11 protein-coding genes and 1 pseudogene are annotated in these 19,142 nt (G+C 63.3%); 8 read left to right on the forward strand and 4 right to left on the reverse strand.

Annotated elements, in window-relative coordinates; genetic code table 11:
• From gnd to V1293_RS15980, 5 genes are read left to right on the forward strand one after another with little or no spacing between them, the layout of a single operon-like run.
• Positions 1-996, forward strand: a complete 996-nt coding sequence (gene gnd, locus V1293_RS15960; protein WP_334510860.1) for a phosphogluconate dehydrogenase (NAD(+)-dependent, decarboxylating) — start codon at positions 1-3, stop codon at positions 994-996.
• Positions 997-1,002: 6 nt separating this feature from the next.
• On the forward strand, positions 1,003-2,514 hold the full coding sequence (gene zwf / locus V1293_RS15965; protein WP_334510861.1) for a glucose-6-phosphate dehydrogenase: 1,512 nt from the start codon (positions 1,003-1,005) through the stop codon (positions 2,512-2,514).
• 3 nt (positions 2,515-2,517) lie between these two features.
• Positions 2,518-3,273, forward strand: coding sequence for a 6-phosphogluconolactonase (gene pgl / locus V1293_RS15970; RefSeq protein ID WP_334510862.1), 756 nt, complete (start codon positions 2,518-2,520; stop codon positions 3,271-3,273).
• On the forward strand, positions 3,260-3,784 hold the full coding sequence (locus V1293_RS15975; protein ID WP_334510863.1) for a gluconokinase: 525 nt from the start codon (positions 3,260-3,262) through the stop codon (positions 3,782-3,784). The genes pgl and V1293_RS15975 overlap by 14 nt, the downstream gene beginning before the upstream one ends.
• Positions 3,781-4,584 carry a Cof-type HAD-IIB family hydrolase gene (locus V1293_RS15980; RefSeq protein ID WP_334510864.1) on the forward strand — a complete coding sequence of 268 codons (804 nt, stop codon included), beginning with the start codon at positions 3,781-3,783 and terminating at the stop codon, positions 4,582-4,584. The genes V1293_RS15975 and V1293_RS15980 overlap by 4 nt, the downstream gene beginning before the upstream one ends.
• Positions 4,585-4,919: 335 nt before the next feature.
• Here V1293_RS15980 and V1293_RS15985 read toward each other — a convergent pair whose 3' ends face one another.
• Together V1293_RS15985 and V1293_RS15990 are read right to left on the reverse strand one after the other, a co-directional pair.
• The gene (locus V1293_RS15985) at positions 4,920-6,860 is read right to left on the reverse strand and encodes an adenylate/guanylate cyclase domain-containing protein (protein WP_334510865.1); all 1,941 of its coding nucleotides are present in this window, start codon (positions 6,858-6,860) and stop codon (positions 4,920-4,922) included.
• Positions 6,861-7,022: 162 nt separating this feature from the next.
• A complete protein-coding gene (locus V1293_RS15990; RefSeq protein ID WP_334516736.1) occupies positions 7,023-8,003 on the reverse strand; it encodes a formylglycine-generating enzyme family protein in 981 nt (326 codons plus the stop codon).
• A 550-nt stretch (positions 8,004-8,553) separates the two neighbouring features.
• Between V1293_RS15990 and V1293_RS15995 the strand changes: the two genes are divergently transcribed.
• Positions 8,554-9,609 (forward strand): helix-turn-helix domain-containing protein, encoded by a 1,056-nt coding sequence (locus V1293_RS15995; RefSeq protein ID WP_334510866.1) that lies wholly within the window; start codon positions 8,554-8,556, stop codon positions 9,607-9,609.
• Here the strand turns inward: V1293_RS15995 and V1293_RS16000 are convergent.
• Both V1293_RS16000 and malQ read right to left on the reverse strand, forming a co-directional pair.
• Positions 9,539-11,339: pseudogene (locus V1293_RS16000) on the reverse strand (glycoside hydrolase family 15 protein). The gene V1293_RS15995 and the pseudogene V1293_RS16000 overlap by 71 nt on opposite strands.
• Positions 11,340-11,455: 116 nt before the next feature.
• A complete protein-coding gene (gene malQ, locus V1293_RS16005) occupies positions 11,456-13,405 on the reverse strand; it encodes a 4-alpha-glucanotransferase (RefSeq protein ID WP_334510867.1) in 1,950 nt (649 codons plus the stop codon).
• Positions 13,406-13,701: 296 nt separating this feature from the next.
• Here malQ and treS point away from each other — a divergent pair, with 296 nt between their 5' ends.
• Together treS and glgB are read left to right on the forward strand one after the other, a co-directional pair.
• Positions 13,702-16,995 carry a maltose alpha-D-glucosyltransferase gene (gene treS / locus V1293_RS16010; RefSeq protein WP_334510868.1) on the forward strand — a complete coding sequence of 1,098 codons (3,294 nt, stop codon included), beginning with the start codon at positions 13,702-13,704 and terminating at the stop codon, positions 16,993-16,995.
• Complete coding sequence (gene glgB / locus V1293_RS16015; protein WP_334510869.1) at positions 16,992-19,139, forward strand: 1,4-alpha-glucan branching protein GlgB; 2,148 nt, start codon at positions 16,992-16,994, stop codon at positions 19,137-19,139. The genes treS and glgB overlap by 4 nt, the downstream gene beginning before the upstream one ends.
• Positions 19,140-19,142 lie beyond the last annotated feature (3 nt).

The following is a 19,142-nucleotide window of genomic DNA, read 5'->3' on the forward strand; positions in this document are numbered from 1 at the left end:
ATGCAACTCGGCATGATCGGCCTCGGCCGGATGGGCGGCAACATCGTCCGCCGGCTGATGAACAACGGCCACACCGCCGTGGTGTACGACAAGGATGCGAAGGCGGTGGCTGGCCTCGCCGGCGAAGGTGCAACCGGAGCCGATACGCTGGAAGATTTCGTGGCCAAGCTCGAGAAGCCGCGCACCGCCTGGGTGATGCTGCCGGCAGGCAAGATCACCGAGGCGACCATCGAGGCATTGGCAAAGCTGATGCAGCCCGGCGACGTCGTCATCGATGGCGGCAACACGTTCTGGCAGGACGACGTCCGCCGCGGCGCGGCGCTGAGGGCGAAGGGCCTGCATTATCTCGACGTCGGCACCAGCGGCGGCGTCTGGGGTATCGAGCGCGGCTATTGCATGATGATCGGCGGCGACAAGGCGGTGGTGGACCGGCTCGATCCGATCTTCAAGACGCTGGCGCCAGGTGTCGGCGACATCCCGCGCACAGCCGGGCGCGAGGGCCGCGACCCGCGTATCGAGCAGGGCTACATCCATGCCGGCCCGTCCGGCGCCGGACACTTCGTCAAGATGATCCACAACGGCATCGAATACGGCCTGATGCAGGCCTATGCCGAAGGTTTTGACATTCTGAAGAACGCCAATATCGACGCGTTGCCGCCGGAGCATCGATTCAACCTCGATATTGCTGATATCGCCGAAGTGTGGCGGCGCGGCAGCGTGATCCCGTCCTGGCTGCTCGATCTCACATCCTCCGCGCTCGCGGAAAACCGGACGCTGGAGAATTACTCCGGCTTTGTGGAGGATTCCGGCGAAGGCCGCTGGACCGTCAACGCCGCGATCGACGAAGCCGTGCCGGCGGAAGTGCTGACGGCGGCGCTCTACGCCCGCTTCCGTTCGCGCAAGGATCACACCTTTGCGGAAAAGATCCTGTCGGCGATGCGCGCCGGTTTCGGCGGCCACAAGGAGCCGCCGAAAAAAACTGACACGAAGGCCTGAGCGGTCATGGCGGTCGGTCAGACAGCAAAGAGGAAACCCGATCCCTGCTCCTTCGTCGTTTTCGGCGTGACCGGCGATCTCGCGCACCGGCTGGTCGTTCCCGCGCTCTATAACCTCGCCGCCAGCGATCTCCTGCCGGACAGATTCTGCCTGGTCGGCGTCGCCCGCAAGGGCATGACGAGCGACAGGTTGCGCGACAGCCTGATGAAAGGGCTGCGCCAGTTCGCGACCCAGCAGGTGGACGAGGCGATTTCGCGGCGCCTCCTGGAATGCCTCACCTGTATCGAGGCCGATCCGAAAGATCCGGCTTCCTTCGATGCGATGAGCAAGCAACTCGGCGAACTGGAAGCCGCGCGAAGCACCGGCGGCAACCGGCTGTTCTATCTGGCGACCCCGCCCAACGCGTTCCTGCCGATCAGCCGCGAGCTCGGCCGCACCGGAATGCTGGCCGAGAACGGTGCGTGGCGGCGGCTGGTGGTGGAAAAGCCGTTCGGCACCGATCTGGCTTCCGCGAGGGCGCTGAACAGCGAATTGCTCAAGCTCGTCGATGAACACGAGGTTTACCGGATCGATCACTATCTCGGCAAGGAGACGGTGCAGAACATTCTGGTGCTGCGCTTCGCCAACGGCATGTTCGAGCCGATCTGGAACCGCAACCACATCGATCACGTGCAAATCACCGTCAATGAACAGCTCGGCGTCGGCCACCGCGGCAGCTTCTACGACCAGACCGGCGCGCTGCGCGACATGGTGCCGAACCACCTGTTCCAGTTGCTGTCACTGGTCGCGATGGAGCCGCCGATCCGCTTCGACGCGCATTCCGTGCGCGGAGAAAAGGCGGATGTGCTCGCTGCGATCCAGCCGCAGAGCGAGGCCGAGGCGCTGCGGAATTCGGTGCGCGGCCAGTATCTGGCCGGCCGGATCGGAGACAACGAGATCGCCGACTATCGCAAGATCGAGGACGTCGCAGCCGGCAGCACCACCGAAACCTATGCGGCGCTGAAGCTGGTCATCGACAATTGGCGCTGGGCCGGCGTTCCCTTTTACCTGCGCACCGGCAAGGCGCTCGGCGTCAAGCGCACTGAAGTCGCGATCAAGTTCAAGCAGGCGCCGTTCGCGATGTTCAACTGCACGCCGGTGGAAAGCCTGGCGCAGAACTACCTCGTGATCGGCGTCGCACCGAACGAGGGAATTGCGCTGCAGTTCAACACCAAGGTGCCCGGCCCCTCGATCCTGATCGATGGCGTCGAGATGAAGTTTCGCTACAAGGACTATTTCAAGGCGGAGCCCTCGACCGGCTACGAGACGCTGATCTATGACTGCATGATCGGCGACAACATCCTGTTCCAGCGTGCCGACAGCGTCGAGGCCGGCTGGAAGGCGGTGCAGCCGTTCATCGATGCCTGGAAGAAGGCGGGAGCCGACGGGTTGAAGACCTACAAGGCCGGCAGCGAAGGGCCCGCGGAAGCGAACGAACTGTTGAGGCGCGACGGCCGAAGCTGGCGAAAGCTCGGGTGAATAATGGCTGCGAACGACAATCGCCACGTGATCACGGTCGCCGATCCAGCGGCGATGGCGGCGACTGCCGCCGAACATGTGCTGGCCAGAACGGCCGCCAACAGCGGCCGCGTGGCGATCTGCCTGACCGGCGGATCGAGCCCGAAGCAGCTCTATCAGTTGCTTGCGACCGCCGCCTATCGAAGCCGGATCCCATGGCAGCGTGTGCACTGGTTCATCGGCGACGAGCGCTTCGTGCCGGCTGATGATCCGCTCAACAACATGGGCATGGCGCGAACGGCTTTCCTGGACCGATGCGCGCCGGCGGCAAACATCCATCCAATTCCGACCGCGACCGCCGACCCTGCCGATCCCGACCGGGGCGCCGCGCTGTACGAGCAGGAGTTGAAGTCGTTCTATGGTGCGGATGCGCTCGATCAAGCCAGGCCGCTGTTCGATCTCGTGCTGATGGGCGTGGGTCCCGACGGCCATACCGCATCGCTGTTTCCCGGCGACCCCGCGCTCGACGAAGCGGCGCGCTGGGTTGTCGGTATACCCCGGGCGAATGTCGAGCCGTTCGTCCCGCGGGTTACCCTCACGTTGCCCACCCTCGGCTCCTGCCGCGAAATGCTGTTCGAGGTTGCAGGCGCGGAAAAGCGCGCGATCTTGACGCGCCTGTTCGCAGCCGAGAACCTGCCCGCCAACCGCGCGCGATCCGCCGGCGAGACGGTCTGGCTGGTGGACCGCGCCGCGATTCCGGAGAATTTTGGTGGGCAGTGAGTTCCCTTGCGCGCTGGTGGTGATGGGCGTTTCCGGCTCGGGCAAGAGCACCATCGCCGATCACCTGGCCACACGCCTCGGCTGGCGCTACGAGGATGGCGACAGGTTTCACCCGGCAAGCAACGTCGCGAAGATGAGCGCCGGCCATCCGCTGACCGACGAGGACCGCTGGCCGTGGCTGCAGGCGATCGCCGACGAGATCGACCGCCTCTCGGTCGCCGGCGAGCGCGCCGTCATTGCCTGCTCGGCGCTGAAGCGCTCCTATCGCGACATCCTCGTGCACGGCCGCGACGATGTCCGCATCGTCTTTCTCGACGGAACGCAGGATCTGATCGCGGCCCGCCTTGCCGCCCGCCAGGGCCACTTCATGCCGCCCGGCCTGCTCGCCAGCCAGTTCAGGACGCTGGAGCCGCCGGTCGCCGGCGAGCGGCCGATCACGGTATCGATCGATGCTACCGTCGAGAGAATCGTGGATGACATCGTCAATCAATTGAACCTGGTTCCCCAATGACCCGCATTGCGCTTGTTGTTTCCGACGTCGACGGCACCCTGTTGACGAAGGACAAAGTCCTGACCGATGGCGCAAAGGCAGCGGTGCGCAGGCTGCACGAGGCCGGCATCGGCTTCACCATCGTCTCCAGCCGGCCGACCATCGGCATGGGGTTTCTGATCGAGCCGCTTTCGATCACACTTCCCGTCGGCGCCTTCAACGGCAGCTCGATCGTTGACGACAAGTTCAGGCCGATCGAGCAGCATCTGATTTCGCCGGCAGTAGTGCAGCGCAGCCTCGACGTGCTCAACGCGTTCGGCGTGGATATCTGGCTGTTCACCAGCGACCGCTGGTACACACGCAATCCCGATGGCGAGTACGTCCCGCACGAAAAGCGGGCGATCAAGGCCGATCCGACCATCATCCCGGATTTCACATCGCATCTCGGAGCCGCCTGCAAGATCGTCGGCGCCAGTTCGGATGCGGCGTTGCTGCAGCGTTGCGAAGTGGCGATGAAAGAGGCGGTCGGCGGCGAGGCGACCGCGGTCCGCTCGCAGACCTATTATCTCGACGTCACCCCGCCGGGTCATGACAAGGGCACCTTCGTGGACGCGATGACCAGGCGACTCGGCATTCCGGCCGCGGCGGTGGCGACCATCGGCGACATGGAGAATGATCTTCCGATGTTTGCCAGGAGCGGCGTTTCGTTTGCGATGGGCAATGCGGCCGACGGCATCAAGCAGCACGCGACGCACGTGACCGACAGCAACGAGCGCGACGGATTTGCGGCTGCGATCGAGATGGTGCTGCAGCTCGGATAGGGATTCAATTTTGAGGCGTTTTCTTCACGCGAACCGGCACCCGCTTCGTTCGAAAACGCCATGCTCCGCTGTATCAAGCCGGCGTGAAGGATAAATCGAGGAGTTCTCAAAGTCTTCGCGCGGCGAATCCGCTTCTGTGGTCCGGCACGATCGGCAAGCGCGAGCCGGTGTCGGACCGCCGCCTCCTCCCATGAAAGGCAGGCTCACCCCCAGCCCGGGCCTGCCGCGGTGAAGTCAGGTGCCGGCTCGCGCGACTTTCTGTACGGCCGCGCCCCGACGCCTCCTCACGTCGCTGCAGGCTTGATGGCTGATCGTCTCCGGCGGGATACGCCCGCTCAGACCGCCCTGCGAATACCGCTTTCGGCCCTCGCCCCTACCAACTCGTGGACCTGGGACTCCGCTGCGAATCCCTTGGGCTTGATGCGATCCACGCTCCGAAACACGAAGCGCTGCTCGACGCGCTGCTTGACGGCCTCGCTCACGAGCGCCGTCGTTTGGTATTGCTTGTTCAGGGATTCAAGGCGCGCTGCGAGATTAACGGCCGCCCCCAGTACCGTGTAATTCATCCGGTCGGACGAGCCTATATTCCCGACCACGACATCGCCTACATGCATCCCAAACCGCGTGTGGTAGGCAGGCCATCCCTCGCGCTCGAATTCGGCATTGAGTTCGCGGTTGACCTTGATGCAGGCAAGAACCGCTGCACAGGCATTCGCGACATGATCGTCGTCCTCGATCGGCGCATTCCATATCGCCATCACGGCGTCGCCGATGAACTTGTCGACCGTGCCCTTGTTCGCCATGATGGCCTCCGACAACGCCGCGAAGTAGCGTGAGGTGAACTGCATGACCTGGGCCGGGTCCCGATGTTCGGTGATGCCGGTGAAGTTGGCGACATCGGCAAACAGGATCGTCACCTCGCGCCGCGTACCGCCAAGCGTCATCGCGTTCCCGGTTTCGACGAGTTGCTGGACGAGACGTTTCGGAACGAAATTCGAGAATGTCTGGATCAGCGTGCGCATGGTGGAGACCGAGCGTCCCAGCTCGTCGATTTCGCGAATCGGCGAATGCAGCTGCGCTTCATTCGTAAACCGGAATTTCTGGATATTGTCGGTTTCCCGGGCCAACTCCCTTAGCGAACCCGAAAGCATCGATCCCAATGCGAACGCAATCGGCAGCGCGGCCAGCACGAAGGCGATAGCGACGACGAACAGCTTGCGCCGGTCGGCTTCGATTTGAGCATAGAATTCATCGACGGGCGCAAACAGGCCGAGGTTCAGATTCTCGGCGCCGGCCAGTGCGATCGGATGGAACGCGGCTGCATAGGTCCTGCCGTTGCTGTCGCGGAAGAACTGCTGCGCCACGCCACTCTTCCGCCAGGCACTGATCGCGGCGGATATGCCGATGGTATCGACCGCACTGAGGCGCGGCAGTTCACCTGGCTGGCCGCTGCGGTCCGCCGCTTCCATCAAGTTCCGCATATCCGGATGCACAAGCACGCGGCCCGCATCGTCAAACAGAAAGGCGAGACCGGATTTACCGATCTGCTGCCTGCGCAACATGGCTTCGGCTTCGCTGAGCAATATATCCCCCGCCACCACGCCGCGACGACCGCCTTCGATCGGAACGCGGACCGTGTAGCCGGCCTCTCCGGTAGCAAAGAACACATAGGGCTCGGTGAGCAGGCCGGCGTTGGGCTCGTGGGCATCCTTGAACCACAGCCTGCTGCGCGGGTCGTAATCCGCCGGGCCTGGGAGCTGCGAAATGGATGCGAGCGTGTCGGACAGAAAATGGATGGAAGAAATGAGTTTCCCGCCATCCCCGGCTTTCGCGATGATGACGAGGCGAAATTTGGCGCTATCCGGCGCCCCAAGGCGCGATTTCCCCGCTTCGCCCGCGCGATCGATGAAATCCATCTCCAGGAAGCTGCCGTCGTCGTAACCGACATAGAGGTTATAGAGCTGCTTGTTGTTTCGCAGCATCGATGCCAGCACGACGTTCAGCCGCGGATTATCCCTGATATCTCCTTGCTGAACCGAGGTCAGTCCCCGAAGGATATCGAGACTGTCGCGTGCGGTCTTGAGTTGGGCATCGACGCGATCGGCTGAGAGTTGCGCCACCATGTCGAGAAACGAGCTTGCGGCGGAACGCGTGATCGACGTGACGCGGACGAAGCTGAGATAGACCAGTGCCAGACCGACGAACAGGACAATGCCGACGACCAGCGCGATGATCGATGTTCTGAAGCCGACGTGAAAACGTGGTTCGGACGACATTGGCACCGCCTGCTCGTTCCCGCCGGAGTCGCCGCCTCACATCCACCGCGGTCCAAGCCCCTACGCATCGGCCTCGCCCGGCGTTCTGTCGAGCTTGCCGACCACGGCGGCCACTGCGCCGACGGCACCGCCTTTTGCGCTGGCCGAGCGCGAAGGCGAGAATCAAGACGCGTTCGGTTCCCGGGCGACGCAGCGGAATCCAACGTGACAGGCCGACGTATGCACCGGTTCGGCGTGACGCGCCGCCGGACGGTAGCGGCGACAATGATTGGGCGCGCAGAGATGCGAGCCGCCCTTGAGCACCTTGCGAGGAATTTTGATGTCAGGCAGCCGAGGATCGTAGCTGGCTTCCTCGTTGCCGCCACGCGGATTTTGCGGAATGCAGCACGCCTTCGCCATGTCGGTTTCGGGGTTCGGCGAGTACCAGTCGCAGGTCCATTCCCAGACATTTCCGATCATATCATGCAGCCCGTAACCGTTGGGCGGAAAGGCCGTCACCGGGGAAGTGTGTTCGTAGCCGTCTTCGTCACGGCTGTGCCGTGGAAAGTCGCCCCGCCAGGTGTTGGCCATGCATAAGCCATCGGGCATGAACACGTCGCCCCATGCGAATTCAGCGCCGTCCAGTCCGCCGCGCGCGGCAAACTCCCATTCCGCTTCCGTCGGCAGGTCCTTGCAAGCCCATTTGGCATAGGCGATTGCGTCGGAAAACGAGACGTGTACGACAGGGTAATCATCGAACCCGTGGATGTCGGTCTTGGGACCATAGGGATGGCGCCAGTCTGCGCCCTCCAAAAAGAACCACCACTGGCTCCGGTCGCACAGATCGAACGTCGACCGCGGCCGCATGAACACGAGGGAGCCTGCATAGAGCATATGCGGCAGGGCGCCGGGATATTCCTTCGGGTCGGGCGGAGCTTCAGCTGTCGTCACATGGCCAGTCGCCGCCACGAATTGGCTGAATTGCCGGTTCGTTACGGGTGTCTGGTCGATCCAGAAGCCGCCGACCGCAACCTGCCGGCTTGGCGCCTCCTCGGGATAGTGCCTGTCGGATCCCATGCGAAATGTGCCGCCGGGAATCCAGACCATGGCGCCGGCGCGATCATCGGATGATCGAACGCACTGCTCCTTTTCCACCCGCAGCATCGTCGTCATGGCATTTAAACCGGTTCTTCAATCCAGTTGCCGCGGACAGCGCGCCCCACGAATCCCCGGTCCGTTGGCTTTTTGCATTCACCTTGCGTGATAACCCGATCATATGACCGGAAAATTTCCCTTCCTTGACTTCCCTTTCGGCTGATTCTTTCAACCTAACCGAAGTCAGCGCTGCTGTGATGTACAGTTTGTGCCAATCTTCAAAGGATCGCTTTTCTTCGTCGAAAACGTTGCAGCACAATCCTTGATCATTCGGCCGTTGCGAAGACAGACTTGTCCGACAATTCAAATCAAAGCTTTGCATCGGCAACGGACCGCCACATGCCTCAAGGCCCACCACGGCTCGATGCAGTCAATCACCTGGAAGGAGCCGCAGGCCCCTTCACCGTGCCGATGTCGCTCGCCATCGATGCCCCGTAGGCCGCTGCCACGGGCAAAAGCAAAAAGGTAAATTCCGGGGCGATGTAACGACCTGCACCTCGATTCAGACGCAATCTGTTGAATGCTATCACTTTGAGCAGCGAATCAGCGGGCTTTGCCGATGGACGGCTTGACGGTCCTCACGTCTCGCGTCGATGGTTTCGAAGGCTTTCGCGACGCCGTCCACGGCTCGCATGTCGATGTGATGCAGCTTCAACGGGGCCGGTTCCGCGGCCTGCTGACCCATATCGGCGTCGGAGACTTCTCCCTCAGCGTCGGATCGTTCTCTGTCGGACTGCGGACACAACGGACGTCGTCCGATCCCAAGCTCATCGTCGGCATGCTGCTCGGCGCGGAAAGCCGCGTCACGCACTGGTCGTACGACATGGACCCGGGGGATGTTCTGGTGATTCCGCCTGGGGTCGACCATGACGGACGATTCCATGGCGCCGCATCGTATGCGGCTCTTCGGCTCGACCTGGCCGGCGTGGCCGGCGCTTTCGGCGGCGAGAGTTGGATGAGCGATCCCGCCAACTGGCGCCGCAAACATCGTTATCGCGCGGACCCGCGTATCGGCGCGGATGCCGTGGCAAGACTTCGCGAGATTGTGTCGCGGCTCTCCGATCCGGACGCGCGCGTGTCGCCGGAGGCCGCGAATTTCTGGCGGCGGGCGATCATCGATGTCGTCACCGCCACCGTCATGCATTCGCAACCGCCCGGCACGACAGAGACGATCCCATCGGCGACCCGGCTGATCCGGAATGCCGAGCACTATATCGAAGCCGCCGGTTCCCGGCCCGTGCATATTTCGGAGATTTGCGCCAAGTGCGGCGTGTCCCGCCGCAGCCTTCATCGCGCGTTTACCGAGGTGCTCGGCATCGGTCCGGTCACCTTTCTTCAACGCAAGCGGCTATGCGACATCCATTCGGCACTTCGTGACTGCGATCCAGCCACGACGACGATCGCGGAAATCGCCCTGCAACATGGCTTCCTCAATCTCGGAAGGTTTTCCGGCTACTATCGCGCGCTGTTCGACGAGTATCCATCGGAGACGTTCGGCAAACGCTATCCCGGCCGGGGCCGGCAGCGGCCGGCCGAGCCCGCTGCTACTTCGAGCGCTGCTTCGCCGGCTTCTCGGTCGATTGCTTCGTTGCACTCAAATTATGCGCGGTATTGATCAGCGCGATGTGCGTCAGCGCCTGCGGGAAATTGCCGGTCTGGCGACCGGCGGCCGCATCGTATTCCTCCGCCAGGAGGCCAAGATCGTTGGCGACCGCGACCACGCGGTTAAACAGATCTTGCGCACGAGCGAAGTCGCCCGCCAGCACATAGGAATCGCGCCAGCCACAGCGTACAGGCGAGGAACGCGCCTTCGGCCGGTTGCTTCTCCACTTCGCGGGGATCGTGCCGCAGCACAAAACCGTCGCGCATCAGATGCCGCTCGATCGCCACCAGCGTGCCGCGGACGCGCGGGTCTTCCGGCGGCAGAAATCCCACCGACGGCAGCAGCAGGATGCTGGCGTCGAGCATTTTTGAGCCGTATGATTCGACGAAAGAGTTCAGCTCGGCATCAAAGCCCTTCGCGCAGACATCGGCGTGAATGGCGTCGCGCAGCACCCGCCACTTCACGAGCGGCGCCTTGAGGCCGAACGTTTCCGCGCTCTTGATGCCGCGGTCGAACGCGACCCAGGTCATCACCTTCGACGAGACATAATGCTTGCCCGCCCCGCGGCGCTCCCAGATGCCGTGATCGGGCTTGTCCCATTGCCCGGCGAGGTGCTGCAGCACGGCGCATTCCATCGCCCAGCTGGTTTCGTCCAGTTCGAGTTTTGCCATGCGCCACTGGTGAAAAGCGTCGATCAGTTCGCCGTAGACGTCAAGCTGCAGTTGCGCGTGCGCGGCGTTGCCGACCCGCACCGGCTTTGCACCTTCATAGCCGGGTAGCCATGTGGCCTCCCATTCCAGGAGGCGGTGCTGGCCCATGATGCCGTACATGATCTGCATGTTGGCGGGAGAACCCGCCGCCGCGCGCAGCAGCCAGCGGTGCCAGGCGGAGGCTTCCTCGGTATAGCCGGAATTCATCAGCGCCAGCAGCGTGAAGGTGGCGTCGCGCAGCCAGCAGAAGCGGTAATCCCAGTTGCGTGCGCCGCCGAGCTTTTCCGGCAGCGAGGTCGTGGGCGCGGCGACGATGCCGCCGGTCGGGGCGTAGGTCTGCGCCTTCAGCGTGATCAGCGAGCGCATCACGAGGTCGCGGCTCTCGCCTTCATAGGTGCAACGGCTGCACCATTCGCTCCAGAACGCTTCGGTGTCCCTCAACGCATAGGCAGGGTCGATCGGCTTGGGCACGGGCAGATGCGAGGGGCCGTAGGTGAGCACGAAGGGAATGGTGTCGCCCTCGCCGACCTCGAAATCAGCGACCGTCGTCAGGTCCTCGCCGCGGGTCTCGACCGGCGTCCGCAGCACCGTCATGTCCTGGCCGCAGATCGCGAGCAGCGCCGAGCCGTCCTCGCTCTTCTTGACCCAGGGAACATCGATGCCGAAGCCGAAGCGGATCACCAGTTGCATGTGCATCCTGACCCGGCCGCGAACGCCGCGCACCAGCCGCACCACGTCGGAGGCGTTGCCGCGCGGTGGCATGAAATCGATCAGTTCGACTGCGCCACCGGCGGTCTCGAACCGCGTCTGCAGGATCAGGGTATCGCCCCAATAGTTGCGCGAGGTGCCGGTAACCTCCTCCGCCGGGGCGATCAGCCAACGGCCGTGCTTCTCGCTGCCGAGAAGGGCTGCGAAGCAGGCGTCGGAATCGAAGGCCGGCCAGCACAGCCAGTCGATCGATCCGTCACGGCCGACCAGCGCCGCGGTCTCGCAATCGCCGATCAACCCATAGTCTTCGATCCGGCACGACAAGGTGTTTCACCGCTGGAGCGGGATGGCATTTCTTCGAACTGTCATCCCGTTCCACCTTCATCCTTGAGCATGATCTTTTCGGAAAACCGGCAACCACTTTTCCGGATCATGCTGTATCAGAGCGCGGCGCGCGACCGCTCATGGGTTGCCGCCTTGAGTGCGGCGACGTCGACCATCGATGTCATTTCCTCGATCGGCACCGGAAGCCGCCGCCGCCAGTTCGGATGCTCGTTGACGGTGCCGGGAATATTGGGCTGGTCCACCACCCCGAGCAGGTCCTCCAGCGAGATCGCGAGCAGCCGCGACCTGGTGCGCGCCAGAAAACTCGCCACCGAATAGAGATCGTTGCGGTCGATGGCGTGATGACGCAGCACATCGTCCAGCATCGCCAGCGCATGCCAGCGCGCATCGTCGCTCTCGCCCGGATCGATGCCGAGCGAGCGCTTCAGCTCGAGATCGCCGAAGGAGCGCCAGCCGGCATAGGTCGAGAGATCGTGGGTGTTGAAGGTGACGAGCGCATTGGTCAAGTAGTGGTCGATATGGCGGAACGAGCCGGCATCGTCGCGTTCGAACATCATCACGAGATACGACCAGATGCCCCAATCGGCGATCTGGTCGCGAAACCCTTCCGGCACGGTGCCGAGGTCTTCGCCGATCACGACGCAGCGATTGGCAACGCTTTCCTCCGCGGTCACGGCCAACAGCGCCTCGAACGGCATCTGGACGTAGACGCCGTCGCGGGCGCTGAAGCCTTGCGGCACCAAGTAGAGCCGCTTCAGCCCGAGCACATGGTCGAGACGGATCGCGCCGGCGTGGCGCATCGAGGCGCGCAGCATGTCGCGGTAGGGCGCAAAGGACTCAAGCTCGAGCCCCACGGCATTGAAGCCGGCGAGGCCCCAGGTCTGGCCGGCGGTGTTGAGCGGATCGGGCGGCGCGCCGACGCCGAGATGGCGGGAGATCGCAACCTGCTCGTTCCAGGCGTCGAAGCCGTCGGCCTGCACGCCGACCGCGACGTCGAGATAGAGCCCGACCTTCATGCCGAGTTGCTTCGCCAGATCGGCGGCCGCCCCCAACTGCCGGTCGGCGGTCCATTGCACGAATTCGACGAACTCGATTTCGGAGGCGTCCGCGCCCTGGCGCAGGGCAGCGCATCTGGCATCGTCCGGCTGCCGCCACGCTTCCGGCCATTCCCACCACGGCTTGCCGAATTTGCGCCGGAGCGCCTCGAAGCAGGCAAAGTGCGACAGCAAGGCGCCGCGCTCGGCGCGGAAATTGTCAAAATCCTGTTGGCGGGCCGGCTTGGCGTTGGCCTTGAAGACAGCAAAGGCCCTGCGCAGCGCCCGCCATTTCAGACCGGCGACACCGACGTAATCGACGACATCGCCTGCCCGCAACGGCGCCAGCGCCGCGCTTGTTTCGGGATCGGGCTGAAATTCGGGCAGCTTTTCAACGTCGATATAGAGCGCGTTGAGAAACAACCGGCTGTTCGGCGAATACGGGCTGCAATCGCCCGGACGATCGTCGAACAGGGCATGCAGCGGATTGAGGCCGACGCCGTCGGCGCCGAGATGATCGGCGAGTTCGATCAGGCGGGCGAGGTCGGTAAAGTCGCCCATGCCCCAGTTGCGGGCGGAGCGGACGCCGTAAAGCTGGACCGCGAGCAGCCAGCAACGGTCGAACTCGCCACCAAACGCCCTTTCCGGCGCCGAAATCAGCGGCACGTCTTCGGCGGTCGAGGCGTCGCTCACCTGAAGCCGGTAAACGCCATGTGGCAGGTCCCTGGGCCAGTCGATGGCGTGATCGGAGCTCTCGCCCTCGGCGATAAGCCCTGAGTCCGCAACGATTTTCCACTCCACCGGAAGCCTGGCTGTAGCCGGGAGCTCGGTTCGCGACGGCCGCCCGGACCGGACCACCACGGGGTGGCCGACCAGCGGTCCCGGGGCCTGCGGCGGCAGGGCATCCAGGATGATTTTGAGCGCGGCGGCGTCCGTCACACGGCGGTGACCTTGTCCATCCAGGAATTCGGTCTGAATTCCCTGGGCTTTGGCTTGAGCAAAAAGGTCCATTCGGCACGTACTTTGCACGCAAACATCAAACCGATGTCGCGAAATTGTCCAATTACAGGAAGGAGATAGACGGTGTCTAACGCCCGGCTCCACCAACGGTTCCACTGGAACCAAAGCGAGCCGAGCGGATTCTATCTTAGTCCGGAACGTCTCCCTTTCTGCAAACGAAACGGGGACGTCATTTCCATGGCAGTGGCATCACCGTGAACAAAAAAGCGCAAACCGCCGACAGCTCCGACGCCGGCGTCTCCCTCCCTATCGACGGTACCTATCCGCTGGATCAAGGCGGAGGCCTCTTGCTGGATCGAAAGGAGGCGCCAGCCGCCGACACGGCTGCCGACGAGCTCTGGTACAAGGACGCGATCATCTATCAGCTGCACGTCAAGGCCTTCGCCGACAGCAACAATGACGGCATCGGCGACTTTGCCGGGCTGACCGAAAAACTGGGGTATCTGCAGGATCTCGGCGTCACCACGCTGTGGCTGTTGCCGTTCTATCCCTCCCCCGGCCGCGACGACGGCTATGACATCGCCGATTACGGCGACATCAACCCCGATTTCGGGACGATGAAGGATTTCCGCCGCTTCATCCAGGAGGCGAAAAAGCGCGGCCTGCGGGTCATCACCGAACTCGTCATCAACCACACGTCCGACCAGCACGACTGGTTCAAGCGCGCCCGCCGCTCCGACCCGAATTCCTCTGCCCGCAACTGGTATGTCTGGAGCGATACCGACCAGAAATACCAGGGTACGCGGATCATCTTCACCGACACAGAGAAATCGAACTGGACCTGGGATCCGGAAGCCGGCCAGTTTTACTGGCACCGATTCTTCTCGCACCAGCCGGACCTCAATTTCGACAATCCGCGCGTGGTGAGCGCGCTGGTGCAGGTGATGAAGCGCTGGCTCGACACCGGCGTCGACGGCTTCCGTCTCGACGCGATCCCCTATCTCTGCGAACGCGACGGCACCAACAACGAGAACCTGCCCGAGACGCACACCATCATCAAGCGGCTGCGCAGCGAACTCGACGCCTACGCCAGGGGCAAGGTGCTGCTGGCCGAAGCAAATCAATGGCCGGAGGACGTGCAGGAATATTTCGGCCGCGGCGACGAATGCCACATGGCCTATCACTTCCCGCTGATGCCGCGCATCTACATGGCGATCGCGCAGGAAGACCGCTTTCCGATCACCGACATCCTGCGCCAGACCCCTGATATTCCGGCCAACTGCCAATGGGCGCTGTTTCTGCGCAATCACGACGAACTGACGCTGGAAATGGTCACTGACGTCGAGCGCGACTATCTGTGGTCGACCTACGCCAACGATCCGCGTGCCCGCATCAATGTCGGCATCCGCCGCCGGCTGGCGCCGCTGATGGACAATGACCGGCGCAAGATCGAACTGATGAACTCGCTATTGCTGTCGTTCCCGGGCACGCCGATCATCTATTACGGCGACGAGATCGGCATGGGCGACAACATCTATCTCGGCGACCGCAACGGCGTCCGCACGCCGATGCAATGGACGCCGGACCGCAATGGCGGCTTCTCCCGCGCCGACCCGGCGCGGCTCTACGCGCCGACCATCATGGATCCTGTCTATGGCTACGAGTCCGTCAATGTCGAGGCGCAGTCGCGTAGCCTCTCCTCGCTGCTCTCAGCCACCAAGCGGCTGATCGCGGTTCGTAAATCCACCCTCGCCTTCGGCCGCGGCACCATGACGTTCATCCGCCCGGAAAACCGTTCGGTGCTGTGCTACGTGCGCCAATATCAGGGCGAAGTCATCCTGTGCGTCGCCAATCTGTCGCGATCGGCGCAGGCGACCGAACTCGACCTTTCCGCCTTCAAGGACCGCATCCCGCTGGAAATGCTCGGCCGCACCCGCTTCCCCGCGATCGGCGAACTGCCCTATATGATCACGCTCTCACCTTACGGCTTCTACTGGTTCGAGCTGCAGGAGCGCGACAAATCGGCGCCGGTGGTGCAGCGGGCCGTGCCCGAGTTCGAAACCCTGGTCGTGCCGCTGAACGCGACCTGGGTGTCGCTGGCGCGCGAACGCGGCGTGTTCGAGCGCGACGTGCTTCCGGGACATCTGGCGCGCAGCCGCTGGTATCCGGAACGGTCACCCAAAGCGATTCGTCCGACCCTGACTTCGGCCATTCCGTTCTGCGACATCGGCGACAACCGGCCATGGCTCGCCTTTTTCGAAACGACGCAGCGCGGCGTCACCACGCGCTACGTGCTGCCGATGCAGATCGAATGGGTGCGCTTCGACCGCGAGCGCTACAATCCGCATGCGCTGGCCGCCGTTCGGCAAGGAGCCCGCGAAGGCACCCTGCTCGACGTCGCCACCGACCAGATCTTCATCTCGCTATTGTTGCGCAACCTGCAGCAATCGTTGACGGTCGATGAGAGCGAACAGGGTCTGCGGCTCGAATTCCGGCCGACGGGCCGCTTCGGTGACAAGCCGATCCGGCAGCCCGAGCACATCCGCATCGTCGAGTCCGACCAGCCCCGCAGCACTGCCCTGGTGGATAACGACCATGTCGTCAAGATCTACCGGACGGTTCAGCCCGGCCCGAATCCCGAGATCGAGATCGGGCGCTTCCTCACCGATATAGTGAACTTTGCCAATACCCCGGCGCTGCTCGGCAGCGTCGAACTGGTCGAGGGCAACGAGAAGAGCGCGGTCGGCGTCGTTCACGCCTTCGTCGCCAATCAGGGCGACCTCTGGACCGTGAGTGCGGCCTATCTCGATCGCTTCGTCGAGGAACAGCGCATCTTGGCAGCGAGCATGCACCCAGGCGAGCGCGAGGAAGAGATCCCCTATCTGCGCCACATGTCGCAGGCCGGGCGGCGCGTGGCCGAGTTGCATGTTGCGCTCGCCAGCAACAGCGAGCTTGCCGAATTCGCGCCGGAGCCGACCGCACGCGACGACGTGCAACGCTGGATCGACGATGTGACGCTCTGCGCCGGGCGCGTGTTCGATGCGCTCAGGCATCGCCGGGAAACACTGAAGGAAGCCGACAGGGCGCTGGCCGATCAGGTGCTGGCGTTGCAGCCAACCCTGCCCGATCGGCTCGAAAGGCTGCTGCCGCGCGAGCTCGACGCCGCCAGCATTCGTTGCCATGGCGACCTCGAACTCAGCCAGTTGCTGATCGTCAAGGACGATATCTTCATCGTCGACTTCGAGGGCGCGCCGCGGCGCACCATCGCCGAACGCCGGCGCAAGGCGCCGGCGGCGCGCGACGTCGCCAGCCTGATCCGCTCGATCGATTATTCGGCAACCGCTGCCCTTGAGCGCGCGCTCAAAGTGGCCCACGATGAGCATGGCAAGCTCGGCGCGGCGCTTGGCGAGTGGCGCGACCGGGCGACCGTCGCATTTTTCGCCGCCTACAGCGAAGCCATGGCCGATCAACGGCTGTGGCCGACCGATTCCAGGGCCGCCGAGGGCATATTGACCTTCTTCCTGCTCGAGAAGGCCCTGAACGAAATCGAATATGAATTGTTGTATCGGCCGGACTGGCTACGCATGCCTCTGACCGGAATCATCCGAACCTTGTCGCAACCGCCATTCGAGGCCTCATGACCAAGCTGCCCGCCGAGGCCTATGCAATCATCGAAGGCAAGCATTCCGATCCGTTTCGCTATCTCGGCTTGCACAGCGAGGACGGCCACAGCGTGGTGCGCGCTTTCATCCCCGAAGCCTCCAATGTGGAGGCGGTCGGCGAGCACGGCGAGACGGCGCCGTTGCAACGGATTCACGATGCCGGGCTGTTTGCAGGCGCGCTGCCGAACGGCTCCAAACGCTATCAGCTCCGCGCCCGCTTCGGCGAAAACGTCGTCGATCTCGACGATCCCTACCGCTTCCCGCCCGTGCTCAGCGACTTCGATCTCTATCTGCTGGGCGAAGGCACCCACCGGCGGATCTACGACAAGCTCGGCGCGCATCCGATAACGCTCGATGGCGTCGACGGCGTAGCGTTCGTGGTGCTGGCGCCGAACGCCAAGGCCGTCAGCGTGGTCGGCGATTTCAATTTCTGGAATGCGCTGAGACATCCGATGCGGGTGCGCGGCGTCGGTTATTGGGAACTGTTCGTGCCGCATGCCCGCGCCGGCGACCGCTACAAGTTCGACGTTACCGGACCCGACGGGCGTCATCTGCCGCTGAAATCCGATCCGGTGGCGTTTGCGGCGGAGATCCGGCCCTCAACGGCCTCGATCGTCGTCGACGAAAGCCGAATCCCGCATCCGCGCGCCGCGCCGTCGGGCATCAATGCGCTGGGCGCGCCGATCTCGATCTATGAGGTGCATCTCGGCTCCTGGCGGCGCAAGAACGGCAACGAATGGCTGAGCTATCGCGACCTTGCCGAACAGCTTCCAGCCTATGCGAAGGATATGGGCTTCACCCATATCGAGTTTCTGCCCGTCAGCGAACATCCGTTCGACGGCTCCTGGGGCTATCAGCCGACCGGCCTGTATGCGCCGACCAGCCGGTTCGGCACACCCGAAGACTTTTCCGCTCTCGTCGATGCCTGCCATCGCGAGGGGATCGGCGTTTGGCTCGACTGGGTGCCCGGACACTTCCCCGATGACCCGCACGGGCTCGGCTATTTCGACGGCACCGCGCTCTACGAGCACGCCAATCCGCTGCAGGGCCGCCACCTCGACTGGGGCACGCTGATCTACAATTACGGCCGTACCGAAGTGGTGAACTTCCTGGTCTCCAACGCGCTGTTCTGGCTCGACCGCTACGGCGTCGATGGCCTGCGCGTCGATGCCGTCGCCTCGATGCTCTACCTCGACTACAGCCGGCCCGCCGGCGAGTGGATACCAAACCGGCTTGGCGGCCGGGAAAACCTCGAAGCCATCGAATTCCTGCGCCGCTTCAACATCGAACTGTTCGGGCTCTTTCCGGAAGCCACCACGGCCGCGGAAGAATCCACCGCATGGCCGCAGGTCTCGCAGCCGGTCGAATATGGCGGGCTCGGCTTCGGCTTCAAATGGAACATGGGCTGGATGCACGACACGCTGAAATATATCGGCAAGGATCCGGTGTACCGGAAGCACCATCACGGCGACGTCCTGTTCGGCCTGCATTACGCGTTTTCGGAGAATTTCATCCTGCCGCTGTCGCATGACGAAGTCGTTCACGGCAAACGCTCGATCCTCGGCCGCATGCCGGGCGACGCGTGGCAGCGGTTTGCAAACCTGCGCGCCTATTACAGCTTCATGTTCGGCCATCCCGGCAAGAAGCTGTTGTTCATGGGCTGCGAGTTCGGCCAGGAGCGCGAATGGAATCACGATCAGTCGCTGGACTGGCACCTGCTGGGGCAACAGCGGCACGCCGGCATCCAGAATCTGATCCGCGATCTCAACTGGCTCTATCGCAGCGTACCGGCGCTGCACGAGATGGATTGCAATCAGGCCGGATTTGAATGGGTCATCACCCATGATTCCGCCAACAACATCTTTGCCTGGCTACGCAAGGGATACGACGCGCATGCGCGCTGCCTCGTGGTCGTGAATTTTTCGCCGAACGTCTATCACAACTATCGCGTCCGGGTGCCGTTCGCCGGCAAGTGGAAGGAAGCGCTCAATTCCGACTCCGCGCATTATGGCGGCAGCAATGTCGGCAATGTCGGCGAAGTCCACACCCTGGAAGGCGGCATCCCCGAGCTCTCACTGACCCTTCCACCGCTGGCTGCGATCTTTCTCGTACCGGAAAGCTGACGC

The sequence above is a fragment of the Bradyrhizobium sp. AZCC 1693 genome (genome assembly GCF_036924745.1).
In the GTDB taxonomy this organism is placed as follows: Bacteria; Pseudomonadota; Alphaproteobacteria; order Rhizobiales; family Xanthobacteraceae; genus Bradyrhizobium.

What these genes read in the sequence shown, in the direction of transcription:
- zwf (WP_334510861.1), top strand. Translation starts at nt 1,003, where the DNA reads ATGGCGGTCGGTCAGACAGCAAAGAGGAAACCCGATCCCTGCTCCTTC.
- gnd (WP_334510860.1), top strand. Translation starts at nt 1, where the DNA reads ATGCAACTCGGCATGATCGGCCTCGGCCGGATGGGCGGCAACATCGTC.
- V1293_RS15990 (WP_334516736.1), bottom strand. Translation starts at nt 8,003, where the DNA reads ATGCTGCGGGTGGAAAAGGAGCAGTGCGTTCGATCATCCGATGATCGC.
- V1293_RS15980 (WP_334510864.1), top strand. Translation starts at nt 3,781, where the DNA reads ATGACCCGCATTGCGCTTGTTGTTTCCGACGTCGACGGCACCCTGTTG.
- V1293_RS15985 (WP_334510865.1), bottom strand. Translation starts at nt 6,860, where the DNA reads ATGTCGTCCGAACCACGTTTTCACGTCGGCTTCAGAACATCGATCATC.
- malQ (WP_334510867.1), bottom strand. Translation starts at nt 13,405, where the DNA reads ATGGACCTTTTTGCTCAAGCCAAAGCCCAGGGAATTCAGACCGAATTC.
- pgl (WP_334510862.1), top strand. Translation starts at nt 2,518, where the DNA reads ATGGCTGCGAACGACAATCGCCACGTGATCACGGTCGCCGATCCAGCG.
- glgB (WP_334510869.1), top strand. Translation starts at nt 16,992, where the DNA reads ATGACCAAGCTGCCCGCCGAGGCCTATGCAATCATCGAAGGCAAGCAT.
- V1293_RS15995 (WP_334510866.1), top strand. Translation starts at nt 8,554, where the DNA reads ATGGACGGCTTGACGGTCCTCACGTCTCGCGTCGATGGTTTCGAAGGC.